Origin of the sequence: Pseudomonas sp. WS 5412 (assembly GCF_012985615.1) — a bacterium.
Classification (GTDB): Bacteria; Pseudomonadota; Gammaproteobacteria; order Pseudomonadales; family Pseudomonadaceae; genus Aquipseudomonas; species Aquipseudomonas shahriarae.
In genome coordinates this window covers 147,085-163,537 of the sequence record NZ_JAARMB010000008.1, presented here as the reverse complement: position 1 = coordinate 163,537, position 16,453 = coordinate 147,085, and the positions used below count along the sequence as shown (strand labels likewise).

Annotated in this window: 12 protein-coding genes; 2 read left to right on the top strand and 10 right to left on the bottom strand. The window is 60.4% G+C overall.

What is annotated here, in order from left to right; translation table 11 throughout:
- The first annotated feature begins 6 nt into the window (after window positions 1-6).
- Window positions 7-693, top strand: coding sequence for an aquaporin Z (aqpZ, locus tag HBR94_RS13195; protein WP_170044949.1), 687 nt, complete (start codon window positions 7-9; stop codon window positions 691-693).
- A 6-nt stretch (window positions 694-699) separates the two neighbouring features.
- On the opposite strand, the gene HBR94_RS13190 is transcribed toward aqpZ, so the two are convergent.
- The 10 genes from HBR94_RS13190 to HBR94_RS13140 all read right to left on the bottom strand — a co-directional run bounded on the left by HBR94_RS13190 (window position 700) and on the right by HBR94_RS13140 (window position 15,726).
- Window positions 700-1,641, bottom strand: a complete 942-nt coding sequence (locus tag HBR94_RS13190) for a carbohydrate kinase (RefSeq protein WP_057436644.1) — start codon at window positions 1,639-1,641, stop codon at window positions 700-702.
- 12 nt (window positions 1,642-1,653) lie between these two features.
- Window positions 1,654-3,135: a xylulokinase gene (xylB, locus tag HBR94_RS13185; protein ID WP_170044948.1), complete on the bottom strand. Its 1,482-nt coding sequence runs from the start codon at window positions 3,133-3,135 to the stop codon at window positions 1,654-1,656.
- Between the two features lie 51 nt (window positions 3,136-3,186).
- On the bottom strand, window positions 3,187-4,659 hold the full coding sequence (locus tag HBR94_RS13180) for a mannitol dehydrogenase family protein (protein ID WP_170044947.1): 1,473 nt from the start codon (window positions 4,657-4,659) through the stop codon (window positions 3,187-3,189).
- Window positions 4,660-4,676: 17 nt separating this feature from the next.
- Window positions 4,677-5,780, bottom strand: coding sequence for a sn-glycerol-3-phosphate ABC transporter ATP-binding protein UgpC (gene ugpC / locus HBR94_RS13175; protein ID WP_057436638.1), 1,104 nt, complete (start codon window positions 5,778-5,780; stop codon window positions 4,677-4,679).
- A 27-nt stretch (window positions 5,781-5,807) separates the two neighbouring features.
- Window positions 5,808-6,638, bottom strand: coding sequence for a carbohydrate ABC transporter permease (locus HBR94_RS13170; RefSeq protein ID WP_057436636.1), 831 nt, complete (start codon window positions 6,636-6,638; stop codon window positions 5,808-5,810).
- Between the two features lie 10 nt (window positions 6,639-6,648).
- Entirely contained in the window at window positions 6,649-7,536 is an 888-nt protein-coding gene (locus HBR94_RS13165; protein ID WP_057436634.1) for a sugar ABC transporter permease, read from the bottom strand.
- Between the two features lie 100 nt (window positions 7,537-7,636).
- Entirely contained in the window at window positions 7,637-8,947 is a 1,311-nt protein-coding gene (locus HBR94_RS13160) for a sugar ABC transporter substrate-binding protein (protein ID WP_170044946.1), read from the bottom strand.
- 631 nt (window positions 8,948-9,578) lie between these two features.
- Window positions 9,579-13,334, bottom strand: a complete 3,756-nt coding sequence (locus tag HBR94_RS13150) for a hypothetical protein (RefSeq protein WP_170044945.1) — start codon at window positions 13,332-13,334, stop codon at window positions 9,579-9,581.
- 121 nt (window positions 13,335-13,455) lie between these two features.
- Window positions 13,456-14,361 (bottom strand): AraC family transcriptional regulator, encoded by a 906-nt coding sequence (locus HBR94_RS13145; protein WP_057436628.1) that lies wholly within the window; start codon window positions 14,359-14,361, stop codon window positions 13,456-13,458.
- A gap of 72 nt (window positions 14,362-14,433) precedes the next feature.
- Complete coding sequence (locus HBR94_RS13140; protein ID WP_170044944.1) at window positions 14,434-15,726, bottom strand: glycosyltransferase; 1,293 nt, start codon at window positions 15,724-15,726, stop codon at window positions 14,434-14,436.
- 167 nt (window positions 15,727-15,893) lie between these two features.
- Between HBR94_RS13140 and tpx the strand changes: the two genes are divergently transcribed.
- Complete coding sequence (gene tpx, locus HBR94_RS13135) at window positions 15,894-16,394, top strand: thiol peroxidase (RefSeq protein ID WP_057436626.1); 501 nt, start codon at window positions 15,894-15,896, stop codon at window positions 16,392-16,394.
- The last annotated feature ends 59 nt before the right edge of the window (window positions 16,395-16,453 follow it).

Below are 16,453 nucleotides of genomic sequence, written 5' to 3'. Positions count from 1 at the left end.
TAGTGCGTGCAGCAAAAAATCGCAGCAGAATTTCTCGGCACCTTTTGGTTAACCTTTGGCGGCTGTGGCAGCGCCATCCTGTCGGCCGCGTTTCCAGGCCTGGGTATTGGGTTTAGCGGGGTCGCCCTGGCGTTTGGCCTGAGCGTGTTGAGCATGTCCTATGCAGTGGGCAGCATCAGTGGCGCGCATTTCAACCCGGCGGTGACTGTCGGCCTGTGGGTCGGTGGACGGTTGCCGGGGCTGGATGTGCTGCCCTATATCATTGCCCAGGTCGCCGGGGCGACGGTGGCGGCGGCGATTCTCGCACTGGTCGCCAGTGGCCGGCCGGGCTTTGAAATCGGCGAGTTTGCCGCCAATGGCTATGGCGCGTTAAGCCCGGGGCAGTACAGCCTGCTGGCCGCCGTGGTGGTGGAAAGTGTGGGCACCTTCTTCCTGGTATTTATCGTGATGCGGGTGACTGCCCCCGGTGTGGCGCCGGGGTTTGCGCCGATTGCCATCGGCCTGACGCTGACCCTGATTCACCTGGTGTCGATTCCTGTGACCAATACCTCGGTCAACCCGGCCCGCAGCACCGGGCCGGCATTGTTTGCCGGGCCTGATTACCTGATGCAGCTCTGGCTGTTCTGGCTCGCGCCCCTGGTTGGCGGTGTGATCGGCGCGTGGGTGGCCCGGGCAATACGGGAGCGCCCCTAATCGCGATTACCCGTGCAATTGATGGCGGTAGGGCAGGTCTGGCCCGGTCTTGCCGCAGGTCAGCGCCGCAGCGCTGATGGCAAACCTGAGCATTGTGTCGATCTGTTCCCTGGTCAGGCTGCGCACACCCTCCACGCAATCCAACTGCTGTTCGGTGAGCCAGGCAATCAGGGCGGCCTGGAAGGTATCGCCGGCGCCCACCGTATCAGCCATCACCACCTTGAGCGCCGGCGCCGACCAGTTGCCATGCTGGCGACTGAACACACTCGCGCCATCGCCGCCACGGGTCAGGAAAACCAGCTGGCAACGGTGCTGCAACCAGTCTTGCAGCACGCTTTCGGGGGCCTGGCCTGGGTAGAGCAGGTGCAGGTCTTCATCGCTGACCTTGATCAGGTCGGCATGCTGTACCCACTCGGCCACGCGCTGGCGCCATAGTTCGATATCCGGCTGCGGGTTCAGGCGCACATTCGGATCGAGGCTGATCAAGCGCTTGCCGCTTTCCCGGCGGACCAGGGCCAGCAGGCTGTCGGCGACCGGCTGCACCACCAGGGAAAACGAACCGAAATGCAGGCCGCGTACCCGAGCATCGAGGGCAGGCAGATGCTCGAGCTGCAACTGCCGATCGGCACAGCCTTCACCCCGGAAGCTGTATTGCGGCGAGCCATTGGCCCCCAGGGCGACCATCGCCAGGGTGGTCGGTGCGGCAAACTCCACCAGGTACTCGTCGCTGACCCCTTCATCCCTGAGCACCTGGCGCAGGCGTTGGCCCAGGTAGTCGCTGGACAACCCGGCGAACAGCCCGGCCTCGATCCCCAGGCGGCGCAAACCTACGGCCACATTGAACGGCGAGCCGCCGGCAATCGCCTTGAAATCGACTTTGGAAGCCTGCCCGCCGGCGTCCTCCTGGCTGAAAAAATCAAACAGCGCTTCGCCACACACCAGATACATAGTTACTCGCTCTTAAAGGGTTGCCACATGCTGTTGATAGCGTTCATAGGCCTGCTGGTAAGCCTTGACGCTGGCGGCCACAGGCTGGGTGCGGCTGGCCGGGTCGAGACTGACGCAGCGTGCACACAGTGCCTGCAGGCTTTCGCCGGACTGGCACCACGCGGCCTGGATCGCCGCGCCCAGGGCTGCCGCTTCGCTTTGTTCGGTACAGATCACTTCGGTGTCCATGATATCGGCGACCATCTGCCGCCACACCGGGCTTTTCGAGCCGCCACCGATCAGGCGGATACTGTGGCTTTGCAGGCCGGTCTGGCGCAACAGGTCCAGGCCCTGGCGCAAGCCGAAGGTGGTGCCTTCGACCACCGCGCGGCACAGGTTGGCACGGGTCAGGTTGGTCATGGTCAGGCCGTGCAGGCTGCCGGTTGCGTGGGGCAGGGCGGGCACGCGCTCGCCATTGAGAAACGGCAGCATGCTCACGCCCTCGGCGCCAATCGGCGCCTGGGCCACCAGGGTATTGAATGCCACCAGGTCCAGTTCGAACAGTTCGCGGATGACCCCGGTGGCATTGGTCAGGTTCATGGTGCAGATCAGCGGCAGCCAGCCGCCGCTGGAGGAACAGAATGTCGCCACTGCAGCCTGGGCGCTGACATTCGGTTGGTCGGCAAACGCGTACACGGTGCCCGACGAACCGAGGCTCATGGTAATCACCCCAGGAGCAATATTGCCGGTGCCAATCGCTCCCATCATATTGTCGCCGCCGCCACTGGACACAATGGCACCGGGGTTGATCCCCAGGCGCTCGGCGATCGCCGGCAGCACAGTGCCCAGTGCCTGATTGGCTTCGATCAGGGTTGGCAACGCCGCTTCCAGGCGCCTGCTGGGGTCGATATGCCGCAGCAACGGCAAATCCCATTGCCGGGTGCGTACATTGAAATAACCGGTGCCCGAGGCGTCGCCATACTCGGCGCAGGCACGGCCGGTGAGCCAATAGTTGAGGTAGTCGTGGGGCAACAGGAGATGGGCGATCCGCGCAAACACCTCCGGGTGTTGCTCCAGGGTCCATAACAGCTTGGACACGGTGTAGCCCGGTGCGATCGCTACGCCAAGCCGTTCCAGGGCGCCGCTTTCACCGCCCAGGTGTTGCAGCAGCCGGGCGTTTTCCGCGCTGGTTTCGGTGTCGCACCACAGCTTGGCCGGGCGCAACACCTGGCCCTGATCGTCGAGCAGCACCAGGCCATGTTGCTGGCCGGAAACGCCAATGCCGAGAATGTCCTGGCCGTCCACGCCGGCTTGCTGCAAGGCGCGGTGGGTGGATTCGGTCAAGGCGTCCAGCCATTCCTGGGGGTGTTGCTCGCGACGGCCGTTGGCGCCGCTGATCAGGCTGTGTGCAGCAGCGCCCAGGCCCAGCACCTTGCCGCTGGCGGCATCGAGGACGATGGCTTTGGTGCCTTGGGTGCCGCAGTCGATGCCCAGAAACAGAGATTGGCGAGTCATGGTGGTTACTCAGCAGGCAGTAGGGTGAAAACCCGATCAATGTGGGTTTCTTCAGTGGGTAAGTCGTTTCAGGGTCTCTGTGACACCGTTATCGCGCAAACTGGCAAAACACCGCTCAAACGCTGCCACAAATTCCGCCGAGTTGGGAATCGCCGTGCCAAAAATCTCTTCTACACCCAGCAACCGCTGACTGATCAATGCGTCATCCGCCACCAGCGCCCGGCAGAAATCGGCGCGGGGATCGGGGATTCGGTAGCGCACGCCGTTCTCATCCACGCCCTGCAGGTACAAGGCCCAGGCCGCCACCACCAGTGCCGCCCGCTCGGTGTCGCGGCCCTCGGCAATCAGGCGGTTGATGGTCGGTACGGTGAATTTGGGAAACTTCGACGAACCATCGGAACACACCCGCTCCAACTGATCGGCAATCGCCTGGTTGGAAAAACGCTGCACCAGGGTCTGCTTGTACTCGGTCAGGTCAATGCCCGGTACTGGCGCCAGGTGGGGGGTCACGTCCAGGTCCATGTAGGCACGCATATAGGCGACAAACAGCGGGTCGTTCATGGTCTCGTGGACAAACCGATAGCCCTTGAGAAACCCCAGGTAGGTCAGGGCCAGGTGGCTACCGTTGAGCAGGCCGATCTTCATTTCTTCATAGGGCGTGACGTCATCGGTGAACTGCACGCCCACCTGTTCCCAGGCCGGGCGGCCGTTGACGAACTTGTCTTCCAGCACCCATTGCACAAAGGGTTCGCACACCACCGGCCAGGCATCGTCGACGCCGTGTTCATCATGCAATTGCAGGCGGTGCGCGGTGCTGGTCATCGGTGTGATGCGGTCGACCATGGCGTTGGGAAAGCTCACATTGGCCTGGATCCAGTCATGCAGGTCGGCGTCGCGCAACGCGGCGAAGGCCAGCAGCGCCTTGCGGGTCACGGCGCCGTTGTGCGGCAGGTTATCGCAGGACATCAACGTGAACGCCGGGATGCCTGCAGCACGGCGCTGGGTCAGGGCTGCGCAGATAAAGCCGAACACCGTGGTGGGGGTGTCGGGGTGGGCCAGGTCGTGTTGGATCTGCGGCAGATGGGCCATAAACTCGCCGTTGCTGTCGTCGATGCAGTAGCCGCCCTCGGTGATGGTCAGCGAGACGATGCGAATCTGTGGGCTGGCCAGTTTGTCGATCAGCGCCTGGGCCCCGTCTTGCGCCAGCAGCATGTCGCTGATGGCACCGATTACACGCACTTCGGTGTCGTCGGTATCGCCCAGTTCGTACAGGGTGAACAGATAGTCCTGGCCGGCCAGGTCATCCCGCGCCTTGCGGTCTTCGGCGCGCAAGCCAACGCCGCAGATGCTCCAGTCGAGGCCGACCCCAGTGTTCATCAGGGCGTCGGTGTAGTACGCCTGGTGCGCGCGATGGAAACCGCCGACGCCGATATGGGCGATGCCCTGGCGCGTATCGGCGAGGGTGTAGGCGGGCAGGCGCACTTCGGGCGCCAGTTGCGTGAGGTTTTGCTTATTGAGTTTCATCAACGGTTCTCGCGAAATCAGGCGGCGGCGCGCAGTGGGCGAGCCACGGCAACACCGTCGGTGTCGAACAGATGGCAGTGCGCCGGGTTCAGGTGCAGTTGCAGGGTTTCGCCATACTGGCTGGCCATATCGCCACGGATCCGCAGGGTCAGCGGCTCGCCATTGGCGGTGAGCACATGGCAGAAGGTGTCACTGCCCAGGCGTTCGCCAACGTCGGCGGTGACGGTCAGGGTGGTATCGCCCGGTGCCGCCAGCTCCAGGTGTTCGGGGCGAATGCCCAGGGTCACTGCGCTGCCGACGCTCAAACTGGCGCTGCTCAATGGCAGGCTGATCAGGGTCCCGGCCTCCAGCTGCACGTCGCAGCCCTGGCCGTCGACACGGGTCACCTGGCCCTTGAGAAAGCCCATTTTCGGCGTCCCCAGAAAGCCCGCGACAAACAGGTTGGCCGGCTGGTGATACAGCTCCAGCGGCGAGCCGACCTGTTCGATGCGCCCGCTATTGAGCACCACCACCTTGTCCGCCAGGGTCATGGCTTCGACCTGGTCGTGGGTCACGTAAATCATGGTGGCCTGCAGTTCTTTATGCAGGCGCGCCAGTTCCAGGCGCATTTGCACGCGCAAGGCGGCGTCAAGGTTGGACAGCGGCTCGTCGAACAGGAAGATCTTCGGGTTGCGCACAATCGCCCGACCGATGGCCACGCGCTGGCGCTGGCCGCCGGACAGCTGCTTGGGCTTGCGCTCCAGCAGCGGCCCCAGCTCGAGGATGCGTGCCGCTTCACTGACTTTGCTATCGACGATCTGCTTGTCCACACCGGCCAGGTCCAGGGCAAACGACATGTTCTTGCGCACGCTCATATGCGGGTACAGCGCGTAGGTCTGGAACACCATGGCCAGGTCGCGCTTGGCCGGGGTCACTTCGGTGATATCGCGGCCATCGAGCTCGATGGTGCCTTCAGTCACTTCCTCAAGGCCGGCAATCAGGCGCAGCAGGGTTGACTTGCCACAGCCCGACGGCCCGACGAACACCACGAACTCCTTGTCGTTCACTTGCAGGTCGATGCCCTTGATGATGGAGAAACCTTCGAAGCCTTTTTGCAGATTCTTGATTTTCAGGTTGGCCATGATGGGCCTCCTTTTTATAAGGGGTCGTTATTTCACTGCGCCGAAGGACAGGCCGCGCACCAGTTGCTTCTGGCTGATCCAGCCGAAGATCAGGATCGGCGCGCAAGCCAGGGTCGAGACGGCGGACAATTTGGCCCAGAACAAACCTTCGGGGCTGGAGTAGGAGGCGATCAATGCGGTCAACGGCGCGGCATTCGAGGAGGTCAGGTTCAGCGACCAGAACGCCTCGTTCCAGCACAGGATCAGCGACAGCAACACGGTGGACGCCAGGCCGCCCTTGGCGATGGGCAGCAGCACCCGCACCATTTCCTGCCACAGGGTGGCGCCGTCCAGGCGGGCGGCTTCGAGGATGTCCTTGGGGATGTCCTTGAAGTAGGTGTAAACCATCCACACCACAATCGGCAGGTTGATCAGGGTGTAGATGATGATCAGCGCGATGCGCGTATCCAGAAGGCCCATGCTCTTGGCCAGCAGGTAGATGGGCATCAGCACGCCCACCGGGGGCAGCATCTTGGTCGACAGCATCCACAGCAGCGTGCCCTTGGTGCGCTGGGTTTCGTAGAACGCCATGGAGTAGGCCGCCGGCACCGCAATCAGCAGGCACAAGGCGGTGGCGCTGAAGGAAATCACCACCGAGTTCCAGGCGAAGCTTGCGTAGTTGCTGCGCTCGTTGATGTGCAGGTAGTTCTCAAGGGTGGGCGTGAATATAAATTGCGGCGGCGTGGCAAAGGCGTCGATTTCGGTCTTGAAACTGGTGAGCACCATCCAGAAGATCGGGAAGAAAATCACGATCGCGATGGCCCAGGCCAGGGTGCCGAGCAACAGGCTTTGCAGGCGGCGGGATTGTTGAAGTGTCATGGCGCGGCCCTCAAGGCTTGTCAGTCAGGTTTTTGCCGAGCATCCGCACCAGGATGATCGCCGCGATATTGGCAATGACCACGGCAATCAAGCCGCCGGCCGAGGCCATGCCCACATCGAACTGCACCAGCGCCTGGTTGTAGATCAGGTAGGCGAGGTTGGTCGAGGCGTAGCCAGGGCCGCCGTTGGTGGTGGTGAAGATTTCGGCGAACACCGAGAGCAGGAAGATGGTTTCGATCATCACCACCACGGCGATGGGCCGGGCCAGGTGCGGCAGGGTCAGGTGCCAGAAGATCGCAATCGGGCCGGCACCGTCCAGGCGCGCCGCTTCTTTCTGTTCCTGGTCCAGGGACTGCATGGCAGTCATCAGGATCAGGATGGCGAAGGGCAGCCATTGCCAGGACACGATGATGATGATCGACAGCAGCGGGTAGTGCGCCAGCCAGTCCACCGGCTGCGCGCCAAACAGCTTCCACAGCGCCGCCAGCACGCCGGACACCGGGTGGAAAATCAGGTTCTTCCAGATCAGCGCACCGACGGTGGGCATGATGAAGAACGGTGAGATCAGCAGCACCCGTACCAGCCCGCGGCCGAAAAACTCACTGGCCTCCAGTAAGGCGCTGATCAACACCCCCAGCACCACGCTGATCAGCAGCACGCTGCCCACCAGCAACAAGGTATTGGTGGCGCCGGGCAGAAAGCCCGAGTCGGTGATGAAGTAAGTGAAGTTCTCCAGGCCCACGAATTGGTTTTCGCCGGGGTAGAGCAGGTTATAGCGGATCAGCGAAAAGTACAGGGTCATGCCCAGCGGCACGATCATCCACAGCAGCAACAGGGCCACCGAGGGGCTGACCAGGAACCAGCCGGGGTTGCGCAGGCGGCTTTTAGACGTATTCATGACAATCAGAACCCATTGGAGGCAAACAGAATCGGCCTTGGAATGCGGTCAATGTAGGCGCTGGCTTGCCAGCTCCCACATTGACGGTGGTGAGCCTGGGCTATTTGGGGTAGCCGGCGCGCTTCATTTCCCGCTCGGTGGTGGTTTGCGCCGCCGCCAGGGCCTGGTCCACGCTCTGCTGGCCGGTCAGGGCGCCGGAGAAGAACTTGCCCACCTGGGTACCAATGGCCTGGAACTCGGGAATGGTCACCAACTGGATACCGATGTAGGGCACGGGCTTGACGGTCGGTTTGGTCGGGTCCGCGACTTTCAACGACTCCAGCGTCACCTTGGCAAAGGGGGCGGCCTGCATGTATTGCTCGCTGTAGGTCGAGGCGCGGGTGCCTGGCGGCACATTGGCGATGCCATCGGTCTTGGCCACCAGCGCGCCGTACTCCTTGGATGTCGCCCAGGCACTGAAGACCTTGGCGGCGTCCTTGGCCTTGGAGCTGGCCGGGATCGCCAGGGACCAGGAATACAGCCACGAGGTGCCTTTGTCGGTGACCTGCTGCGGGGCAAAGGTGAAGCCCACGTGGTCGGCGACTTTGCTCTGGGTCTTGTCGGTGACAAACGAGCCGGCGACGCTGGCATCCACCCAGATCGCGCATTTGCCGCTGTTGAACAGCGCCAGGTTTTCATTGAAGCCGTTACTCGAGGCGCCGGGTGGGCCGGACTTCTTCATGTTGTCGACATAGAAGTTCAGCGCGTCCTTCCACTCAGGACCATTGAATTCGGGTTGCCACTTCTCATCGAACCAACGCGCGCCATAGCCATTGGCCAGGGTGGTGATCAGGGCTATGTTCTCACCCCAGCCGGCCTTGCCGCGCAGGCACAGGCCGTATTGCTCCTTGCTCTTGTCGGTGAGCTTTTGCGCAAACTCGCCAATCTGCACCCAGGTCGGATGCGCTGGCATGTTCAGCCCGGCAGCCTTGAACAGGTCAGTGCGGTAGTAGGTGATGGACCTTTCGGCATAGAACGGCAGGGCGTACAGCGAGCCCTTGACCGAAAGGCCGTCGCGCACCGAAGGGAACACGTCGTCGAGGTCGTAGGAGGCCGGCAGATCCTTCATCGGCTCCAGCCAGCCCTTGGCGCCCCAGAGTGCGGCTTCGTACATGCCGATGGTCAGCACATCGAACTGCCCGCCCTGGGTCGCAATGTCAGTCGTCAGGCGTTGGCGCAGCACATTCTCTTCGAGCACCACCCAGTTCAACGTGATGTCCGGATGCTCGGCCTCGAAGGTTTTCGAGAGCTTTTGCATGCGGATCATGTCGCTGTTGTTGACGGTGGCAATGGTCAGGGTTTGCGCGCCAAGGCTGACGGCGCTGAGGGTCATGCAGGTACAGGCAAGCAGAGCTTTTGCTGGGAAATTCATCGCGCACTCCATTTCTGCGCCCAGGGGCTGCAGAAGGACAGTTTTTGTTGTTGTGTCTTCCCAGGCGGCAGGAAGAGTGTGCGTCGATTACAGCCTTCTGCAGGCGCGGTGACAAATCCTTGGGAGCACTTGAAGTGATACTTTTTTGCACTGGTCTGCAAAGCGTTCAATATCTAGCAGGGGAGCGGCGACCTGTTATTTCTGACAGTAGACGGGAAAGAACAGGAGAGGGTTAATAGTTTGGTAAACCTAACCAGGAGATGTTTATGAACTGCTCTCGCGTCAATCCCCAAGGCCACACCCTCTATAAAATCGCATTGGGCTTACTTATGGCGGTTTTTATCGGGGGCTGTAAAACACCACCTCCGGAACCACGCGAACCTCCTTGTACTCAGGCGGGGTATTTTAAAAGTACTGACAGAGTCGGGGGGTTCTACCGATGTGTGTATGACAAAGAGATCCAACGTTGGATTCAGTATCCTTTTACATGTCCCGTCGGGCTGGAGTTTGACGAGCGTGTGACCGCATGTGTGAGGCCCTGATATTTTCGGAAAGCACTGTCTGTTGGGTGAGCCAACGCATAAAAACCAGGGGATAAGTGCTTTGCACCTATCCCCTGGTTTGCGGTAGCTCAACCCGGAAAGTGTCGCTGTTGGATCCAGACGTCATCTATATCGTAGACCCCGCCAGTTGTCGGATTCATAACCGCGATTGAGGCTTGAAAATTACCGCCTTTCCAATAACCCATGTACTCATCGACATAGTTCCATGTATTAAGGTTTGTTACGGTAATGTTGCGCGTCAAATTAGCCAGGTGAATATACATGCTGGTTGGCCCGCCAATGCTTGCAAACTTGTTGACCCTGTATTTGAACCTGACTCGATAATACCCATAGTCGACCGGGGTATATATTTTGTAGATTCTGACACCATCCCCTGTCATGGGTCCGTGCCGCAGGTAATAGTTGCCGTCCGCCTCGCGCTGGATGCTTTTCTGTTCGGGGTACTGGCTGATCCAGCCATTCATGAACCCACCGGTAAAGGGCGTTTTGTCTGAGATCAGCAGGCTCAATATGGAATACGTAACCACGGGAAACTCAAGTGCTTGCCACTCATCAGTACTGTGATTGAGGGCCACTTTGAACTGCATTGTCAGTCGAGTGCCGTTCCCCAGGTCTCTCAGGTAGGTATTGAGTACCGTCAGCAATTGATACCCTTGATTCAACCACCCATCACTCACCCGTGCACCCTGGGTACCATCCAGCAGGGTCAAGTTGTGTGCCGTGCCGTCGGGTTTGTTACCGATCAGGCGCAGCCATACGGGCTGGTTCCTGGCAATGAACGGCCAAGTCCCCAACCTTGCTGTTGCATCACCGATCAACTCGTCCACATTGAGTACGCCGTTAGCTGCTTCATCAATACGGATCACGGTTTTGTTCAGTTCGGCCGCAGGAATAGCCTTCAGCGTAACGGTCAACACTGCAGACGAACGGAGTTCGCCATTGCGCCAGACCGTATATTTCAAGGTGAAGGTGGTGTCATGGTTGCCAATATTGGCTGCAATCAGCGCCGCCGGCAGGTCGAAGGTGACCGTTCCATCCGTTTCTCCGTCTTTTGGTCCGATCAGCCCTGAGCCTGCTCCCGGCGCGCCGACCACCTCCAGGGTGAGTCTGTCGGAGGTATACATCGGGCTATACGTCGCGTTTACCTTGGCCCCGTACTGTGCGACGAGTGGCAACAGGGTCACCGAGCTGCCAGAGCCGGTAGCCCCCACCAATTCGGGTAGCGGAAACTGCGCCGGGACGGCCTGGACGGTATACCTGCGTTCCGGGAACCACAGGGCATTGGACTTGTTGTTGGTTTGGTCGAACGTCGTGCCAAAACGCATGAGAAATTGCGAGCCATCCTTGAGCTGGCGCAGTTCAAGTACCGGTGCCGGTGACTGGATACCGTTCTGTTCGCCGGTATAGGTCACCAGGTCGCCGTCGAACAGCACAGCGTAGAACGGTGTGTCATTGGCATACGTGCCACTGAGTTCAAACCACATCCGTTGATAGCGACTGATAAAGCTCCAGCGTTCGACCATGGCGCGTTCAGTACCGATCAACCGGCTGATGTCCAGCACGCTGGTGGTATGGCCTTCGAGGTAGGGCAGGGGCAGCACAGGCGCCAGCAGGTACAGGCTCAGCACCGGCGAAGGTTTTTGATGGACACCTAACAAGACGAAGTACTGCACCTCGATGTAGCGCCCGTAGCCATTGAGGTTGGCCCCAATCACCTCTGGGGGCACCTCAAAGTGCACGGTCTTGGAGGTATTGCCATCCTTCGTTTCACAATGGGTCCCAATCTCCGGGATACCGGTCCAACACGCGAGCACCCGATGGCTGGACAGCATCTGCGGGTAGGTGACGGCAATGGTCGCCCCGTGCAGCGCGGCCTCGGGCACCAGTTGGTCGGGATAGCGCTGGGCTTGCAACACTTCCGGCCGCAGCAGGTCCAGGGCTTCACCGACGGTGACGGTCAACACTTCCGAGTAGCGCGTGGCACCGCCACTGGCAGGCACCAGCGAATAGCTGAAGCGAATTTCGCCATTCCTGCTGGCAACGATCAGCGCCTCATCCAGGTTGAACAACACGGGTTTGCCCGCCGTTGCGGAGTTGAGGGAAATCTCGTCACTGGCCGAACCGTTGCTGGTAGCCCCCAGCAAGGTCCACTTGAACACATCGCCTGGGATCGTTCGTGTGTACGGCAGGGTCGCCTGGACCAGGCCGCCTTTTATGCGCGCCGGGTCCAGATTGTTGAACTCGTCCACATATTGCATCTGCGGCGCTGGGAGATCGGCATAGCGCAGGCCAAAGGTCACTTCCAGTACCTCGGACTTGCGTATGGCCTGGATGGCGGGGTTCATGACCTGTGTCGTGCCGTTATCGACGAGGTAGAACACCCGGACGGGGCCAAGCCCGACGAAACGTTCGAATTTTTCCTGGAGGACAATCCGATACCGCTCTGGCGGCGGCTCGGCGCCTGCCAATAAGGTCTCTTCATAAAACACCAGGCCGCCTCCTGACCGCACCGCCTCCATACGCAGTGTCACGTTGTAGTTGCGGTCGTAAGGGGTGTAGCGCGGAAAGATGACTTTGATATAGGGATGTTCAGGGTCAATGTTGCCGCCTTCGTTCTGCTCGATGGTCATCGCCGGCATCGTGCTTTTCGTACCATGAACCGTAATGTTCCGGCGCTGGGAGCGGGCGAGGAACACGCCACCGGCTGTTGTCAGGGTGTATTCGAACTGCATGTGCCCATTGAGCACTGCTTCGAGGTCTTTCAGGTCTATCGGGACGGTGGACGACAGCTCGATTCGCGCTGGAAACGGCGCCAGGGTCCTCTCAAAGGACGCGCCCGCAGCATCGGCCCCGCTCAACGTCACGACAATCAAGGCACCGGCCGGTGTCAGCGTGCCATCAGGCAGCCTTCTGGGCACCACCATTTCCAAGAAGAAGCCTGAACTATGGATATCGAGATTGACGTCAATGACGGAGTACCCGCCTACCACGAAGTGCGCTGCCGGGAGCAGTTTACGATCCAGATTGCTCACCACCGTGACGGCCTGCGACCACTGCTGCAGCTCACCGGAATAGTTGAACACCTTGTCATACAGCCGGAAGCGAATAATGACCTCGCCACTACCGCCCAAATAGATGGTTGACTCAGGGATCACCACGGTAATGGGCTTGATGCCGGCGACATGCTCGTCATCAATCCGCAGCTTCGTCGGATGGCCGTTCCAATGCACTTCGGCAGTGTCACCTACCGTGATGTTGGGGTAGGGGTCGATTGTCAGTTCCACGTTCTCCTTGGCGCGTTCGGGGTCAAGATCATTGCCCACCAGGTCGGGCGGCAGGTGTATCACCAGCTCGGTGTGATAGGACAATGCAGGATCTTTACTGACCCCGCCCGGGCGAGTGGTCTTGACATACCAGGTCTCACGAGGGGAAGTACTGGGGATGTCAGTACCTCTGCGAGTGACCTCGACAAAACAGGGATAGATAAAGTTTTCCGGAATAAGCTCCGGAAAGATGACCAACTGCAAAAGATGTTTGTCCAGATCCTCATCCCTGACCTGATCCGAGGCGATGGCAAAGTGATCGCTGCCCATATAGAACTTGTAGGAGTCACCTACCTCGAGTTTGGTCCAGCGCTGTAAATGCAAGGTCATCCAAGGCCGGGTCGAGCTGATGCCGAGCCCACGCGCAGCTCCCGGCAGCGGGATCACCTGGTCGCTGACAAAGGGTGGGGCCAACTCGTCTGCATCAGTCGGTTGCCCAGGTTCGGGGTTATGCGGCAGGCGAGGCAAAGCGGGCGGAATAGGTGGCGCGGGCTTCTTCATCGAGGGTGCTCCTTGTGCAGGAAAACTGGACAAAGACATCACACACCCAAGGTGGTCGTGCAGGTAACTGTCAAAATTGACAGTGGCGACGGGCGGTTGTGAATGAAGCGTTCTCAGCCGCTCAGGCCAGGTTCTGCTCGGTCAGGCGCTGTACCGCCAGGCGTCGGTAATGCGACGGCGTCATGCCTTTGAGCTGCTGGAAGCGCCGGTTGAAATTGGAGATGTTGTTGAAGCCCGACTCGAAGCACACATCGGTCACTGCCTTATCGCCATCGGCCAGCAGTTCGCAGGACTTGCTGATCCGCAGGCGATTGACGAACTCGATGAAGGTGCGGCCGGTGGCTTGCTTGAACACCCGGGAAAAGTAGGTGGGTTTCATCCCCAGGTAGTGTGCGACTTCTTCCAGGGACAATTCCCGCGCGTAATGGGCAAAAATGTAGTCCACCGCACGGTTGGTCCTGTCGATGCTGTGCTCATCGGCCAACTGCGCGGTGGCTCCTCCCGACAGCACTTGGTAGTCCTCGCAGGCACAGAGCGCCTCCAGCAGCACAAAAAAATGCCCCAGCCGCGCCATCCCATGGGTGTCTTCGATGCGCTGCATCAAGGTCAACGCCTGGGCGATGGTCTTTTGGCAGCGGAACTCAATGCCGTACTGTGCCCGCTCCAACAGCGGCGAGAGGCTCTTGAGTTCAGTGAAGACCTGGCTGCCGCCTTCCAGCAACTCATCGGTGAAATTCACCAACATGTCGCGCTTGGGCACAACTTCGTCTTCCTCCACCTGGCTGATCCAGTTGTGGGGCAAGTTGGGGCCGGTAAGGAACAGGCTTTGCGGGTGGAAGTTGCCGATATAGTCGCCGATAAACACCTTGCCGGAGCTGGCGACAATCAGGTGCAACTCGTACTCCTTGTGGAAGTGCCAGCGCACCAGCGGGCAGGGGAAGCCGTGCTGGCGATAGATGATGGACAGGCCGTTGTGATCGTCCATCAACTCGTAGGAAGGGTCGGTGATGCGCGTTGCTCGGCTCATGCTGGCGTCGCTTTTATTGTGGTTGCGCAGCCGATAATGCCCCGTTGCGCGCCACCTCGCCAGCGTCGGTGTTTAAAGAGCGCGGTTTTTTGCCTCGATCCACTGCGCCATGTACTGGGTACTTTTATGCAGGTGGTGGCGCAACATGCTGCCGGTAAAGTTGTTGCGCCGGTGCTGCGCCAGTTCGCCCAGGCAATGTTGCAGGCGTTCAACCAGTGCGGGCCCGTGGACCTGCGGGGCAAAGCGACGGGCCAGCAGCGCACGGCCATTGGCCTGGGCCTCGGTCCAGGCTTGCCGATCTTCGTATAGCGCCACGGCGGCGGCGGCCAGGGCCGTGGCGCTCTGGGCGACCGTCCCGGGCCAGGGCTGCCCGTCGGTCATGCCTTCGGCGCCGATGGGGGTGGTAATGCTCGGGGTGCCGCAGAGCATGCCATCGGCCAGCTTGCCCTTGATCCCGGCACCGAAGCGCAACGGGGCCAGGCAGATGCGCGCAGCCGACATCACTTGCAGGGCGTCCTCGGCCCAGTTCATCACATAAAAACCCTGGGCCGGATTGTGCAGCGCGGTGGCCTTGGGGGGTGTGTAGGCACCATAGATGTGTAGCTGGGCGCCGGGGAGCTGCTGGCGAATCAACGGCCAGAGGCTGTTTTTCATCCAGAGCACCGCATCCCAGTTGGGGGCGTGGCGGAAGTTACCGATGCTCAGGAAATGCGCGCGGTCCTCATAGGGGATAAACCCCTCGCTGGGGGCGTCGATCATCAACGGGCACCAGTGGAGCAGGGCGGCGGGCACCTTGAACTGTTCGGTGAGCAGTTGGATCTCCACATCGGAAATCATCAGGCTGATATCGCAGCGGTAGATCGCCGCGATCTCGCGCTTGGCCAGGTCGGTATCGGCCATCCTCTGGAACTCTTCGTCCAGGGCCGGGGCGAACACGGGGCTGAAGTCATCCGCGTGTGGCTGCTGCTTCAGGTAGTCTTTCAGGCGCTGCTGGCGGGCATCGCGCAGACTTTGCAAGTCCGAGGTTTCCAGGACGCGCAGGGCATCCGGGCAATGCTTCTCCACCCGCCAGCCGAACTGCTCCTCCATCATAAAGCGATCGAACAACACGATATCCGGGGCCAGTTCACGGATAAAGTCGTCGAAACTGCAGTTATTGAGCTCGATGGCGCATTCGCGGATACCCAGTTCCTCCAGATCAGCCTTGTGTTCACCGATAGCGGCCGGGCTGCTGAAGGTGATGGCCCAGCCTTGCGCCAGAAAACTTTCCAGGATCTGCATCATATGCCCGCCGGCGGCCGAGGAGCGGGGCTCCGGCCAGACGTAACCGATAACCAGGACGTGGGTGGCAGGCTGACTTTTCAATGGTGAATTCCTTCAAGGGCAGGCGAACGCGGCGCAATTAAACCACAGCAGCCCGGCGCGGGCGCAGTCATGACATTTTGTGTTCGGCCATAGGTGTCATTCGCACTTTGTGGTTAACTTCCGCCTCTCGAATTCGTTTCATCTAACCCAGCATAAGGATTCCGTTCATGGCTCAAGTCACCCTCAAAGGCAACCCGGTCCAGGTTGAAGGCCAGTTGCCGCAAATCGGTAGCCAGGCCCTCGACTTTTCCCTGACCGCAGGCGATCTGTCGGACGTCACCCTGGCGACTTTCGCCGGCAAGCGCAAAGTACTGAACATCTTCCCAAGCGTTGACACCCCGACCTGCGCCACGTCGGTACGCAAGTTCAATGCCCAGGCCAACGAGCTGAACAACACCGTTGTACTGTGCATCTCCACCGACCTGCCATTTGCCCAGGCGCGTTTCTGCGGCGCCGAAGGCCTGGAAAACGTGAAGAGCCTGTCGGACTTCCGTAGCGCCGATTTTGCCGTTGACTACGGTGTATCCATTGCCGACGGCGCCCTCAAGGGCCTGACCGCCCGCGCCGTGGTGGTACTGGACGAAAACGACAAGGTGCTGCACAGCGAGCTGGTTGGCGAAATCGCCGAAGAGCCAAACTACGAAGCGGCCCTGGCTGTACTGAAGTAATTGCGGCTGCGCGTTACTGTCGCTTTGCAGTAACACGTATGATGCATGCTTGCGGCCTG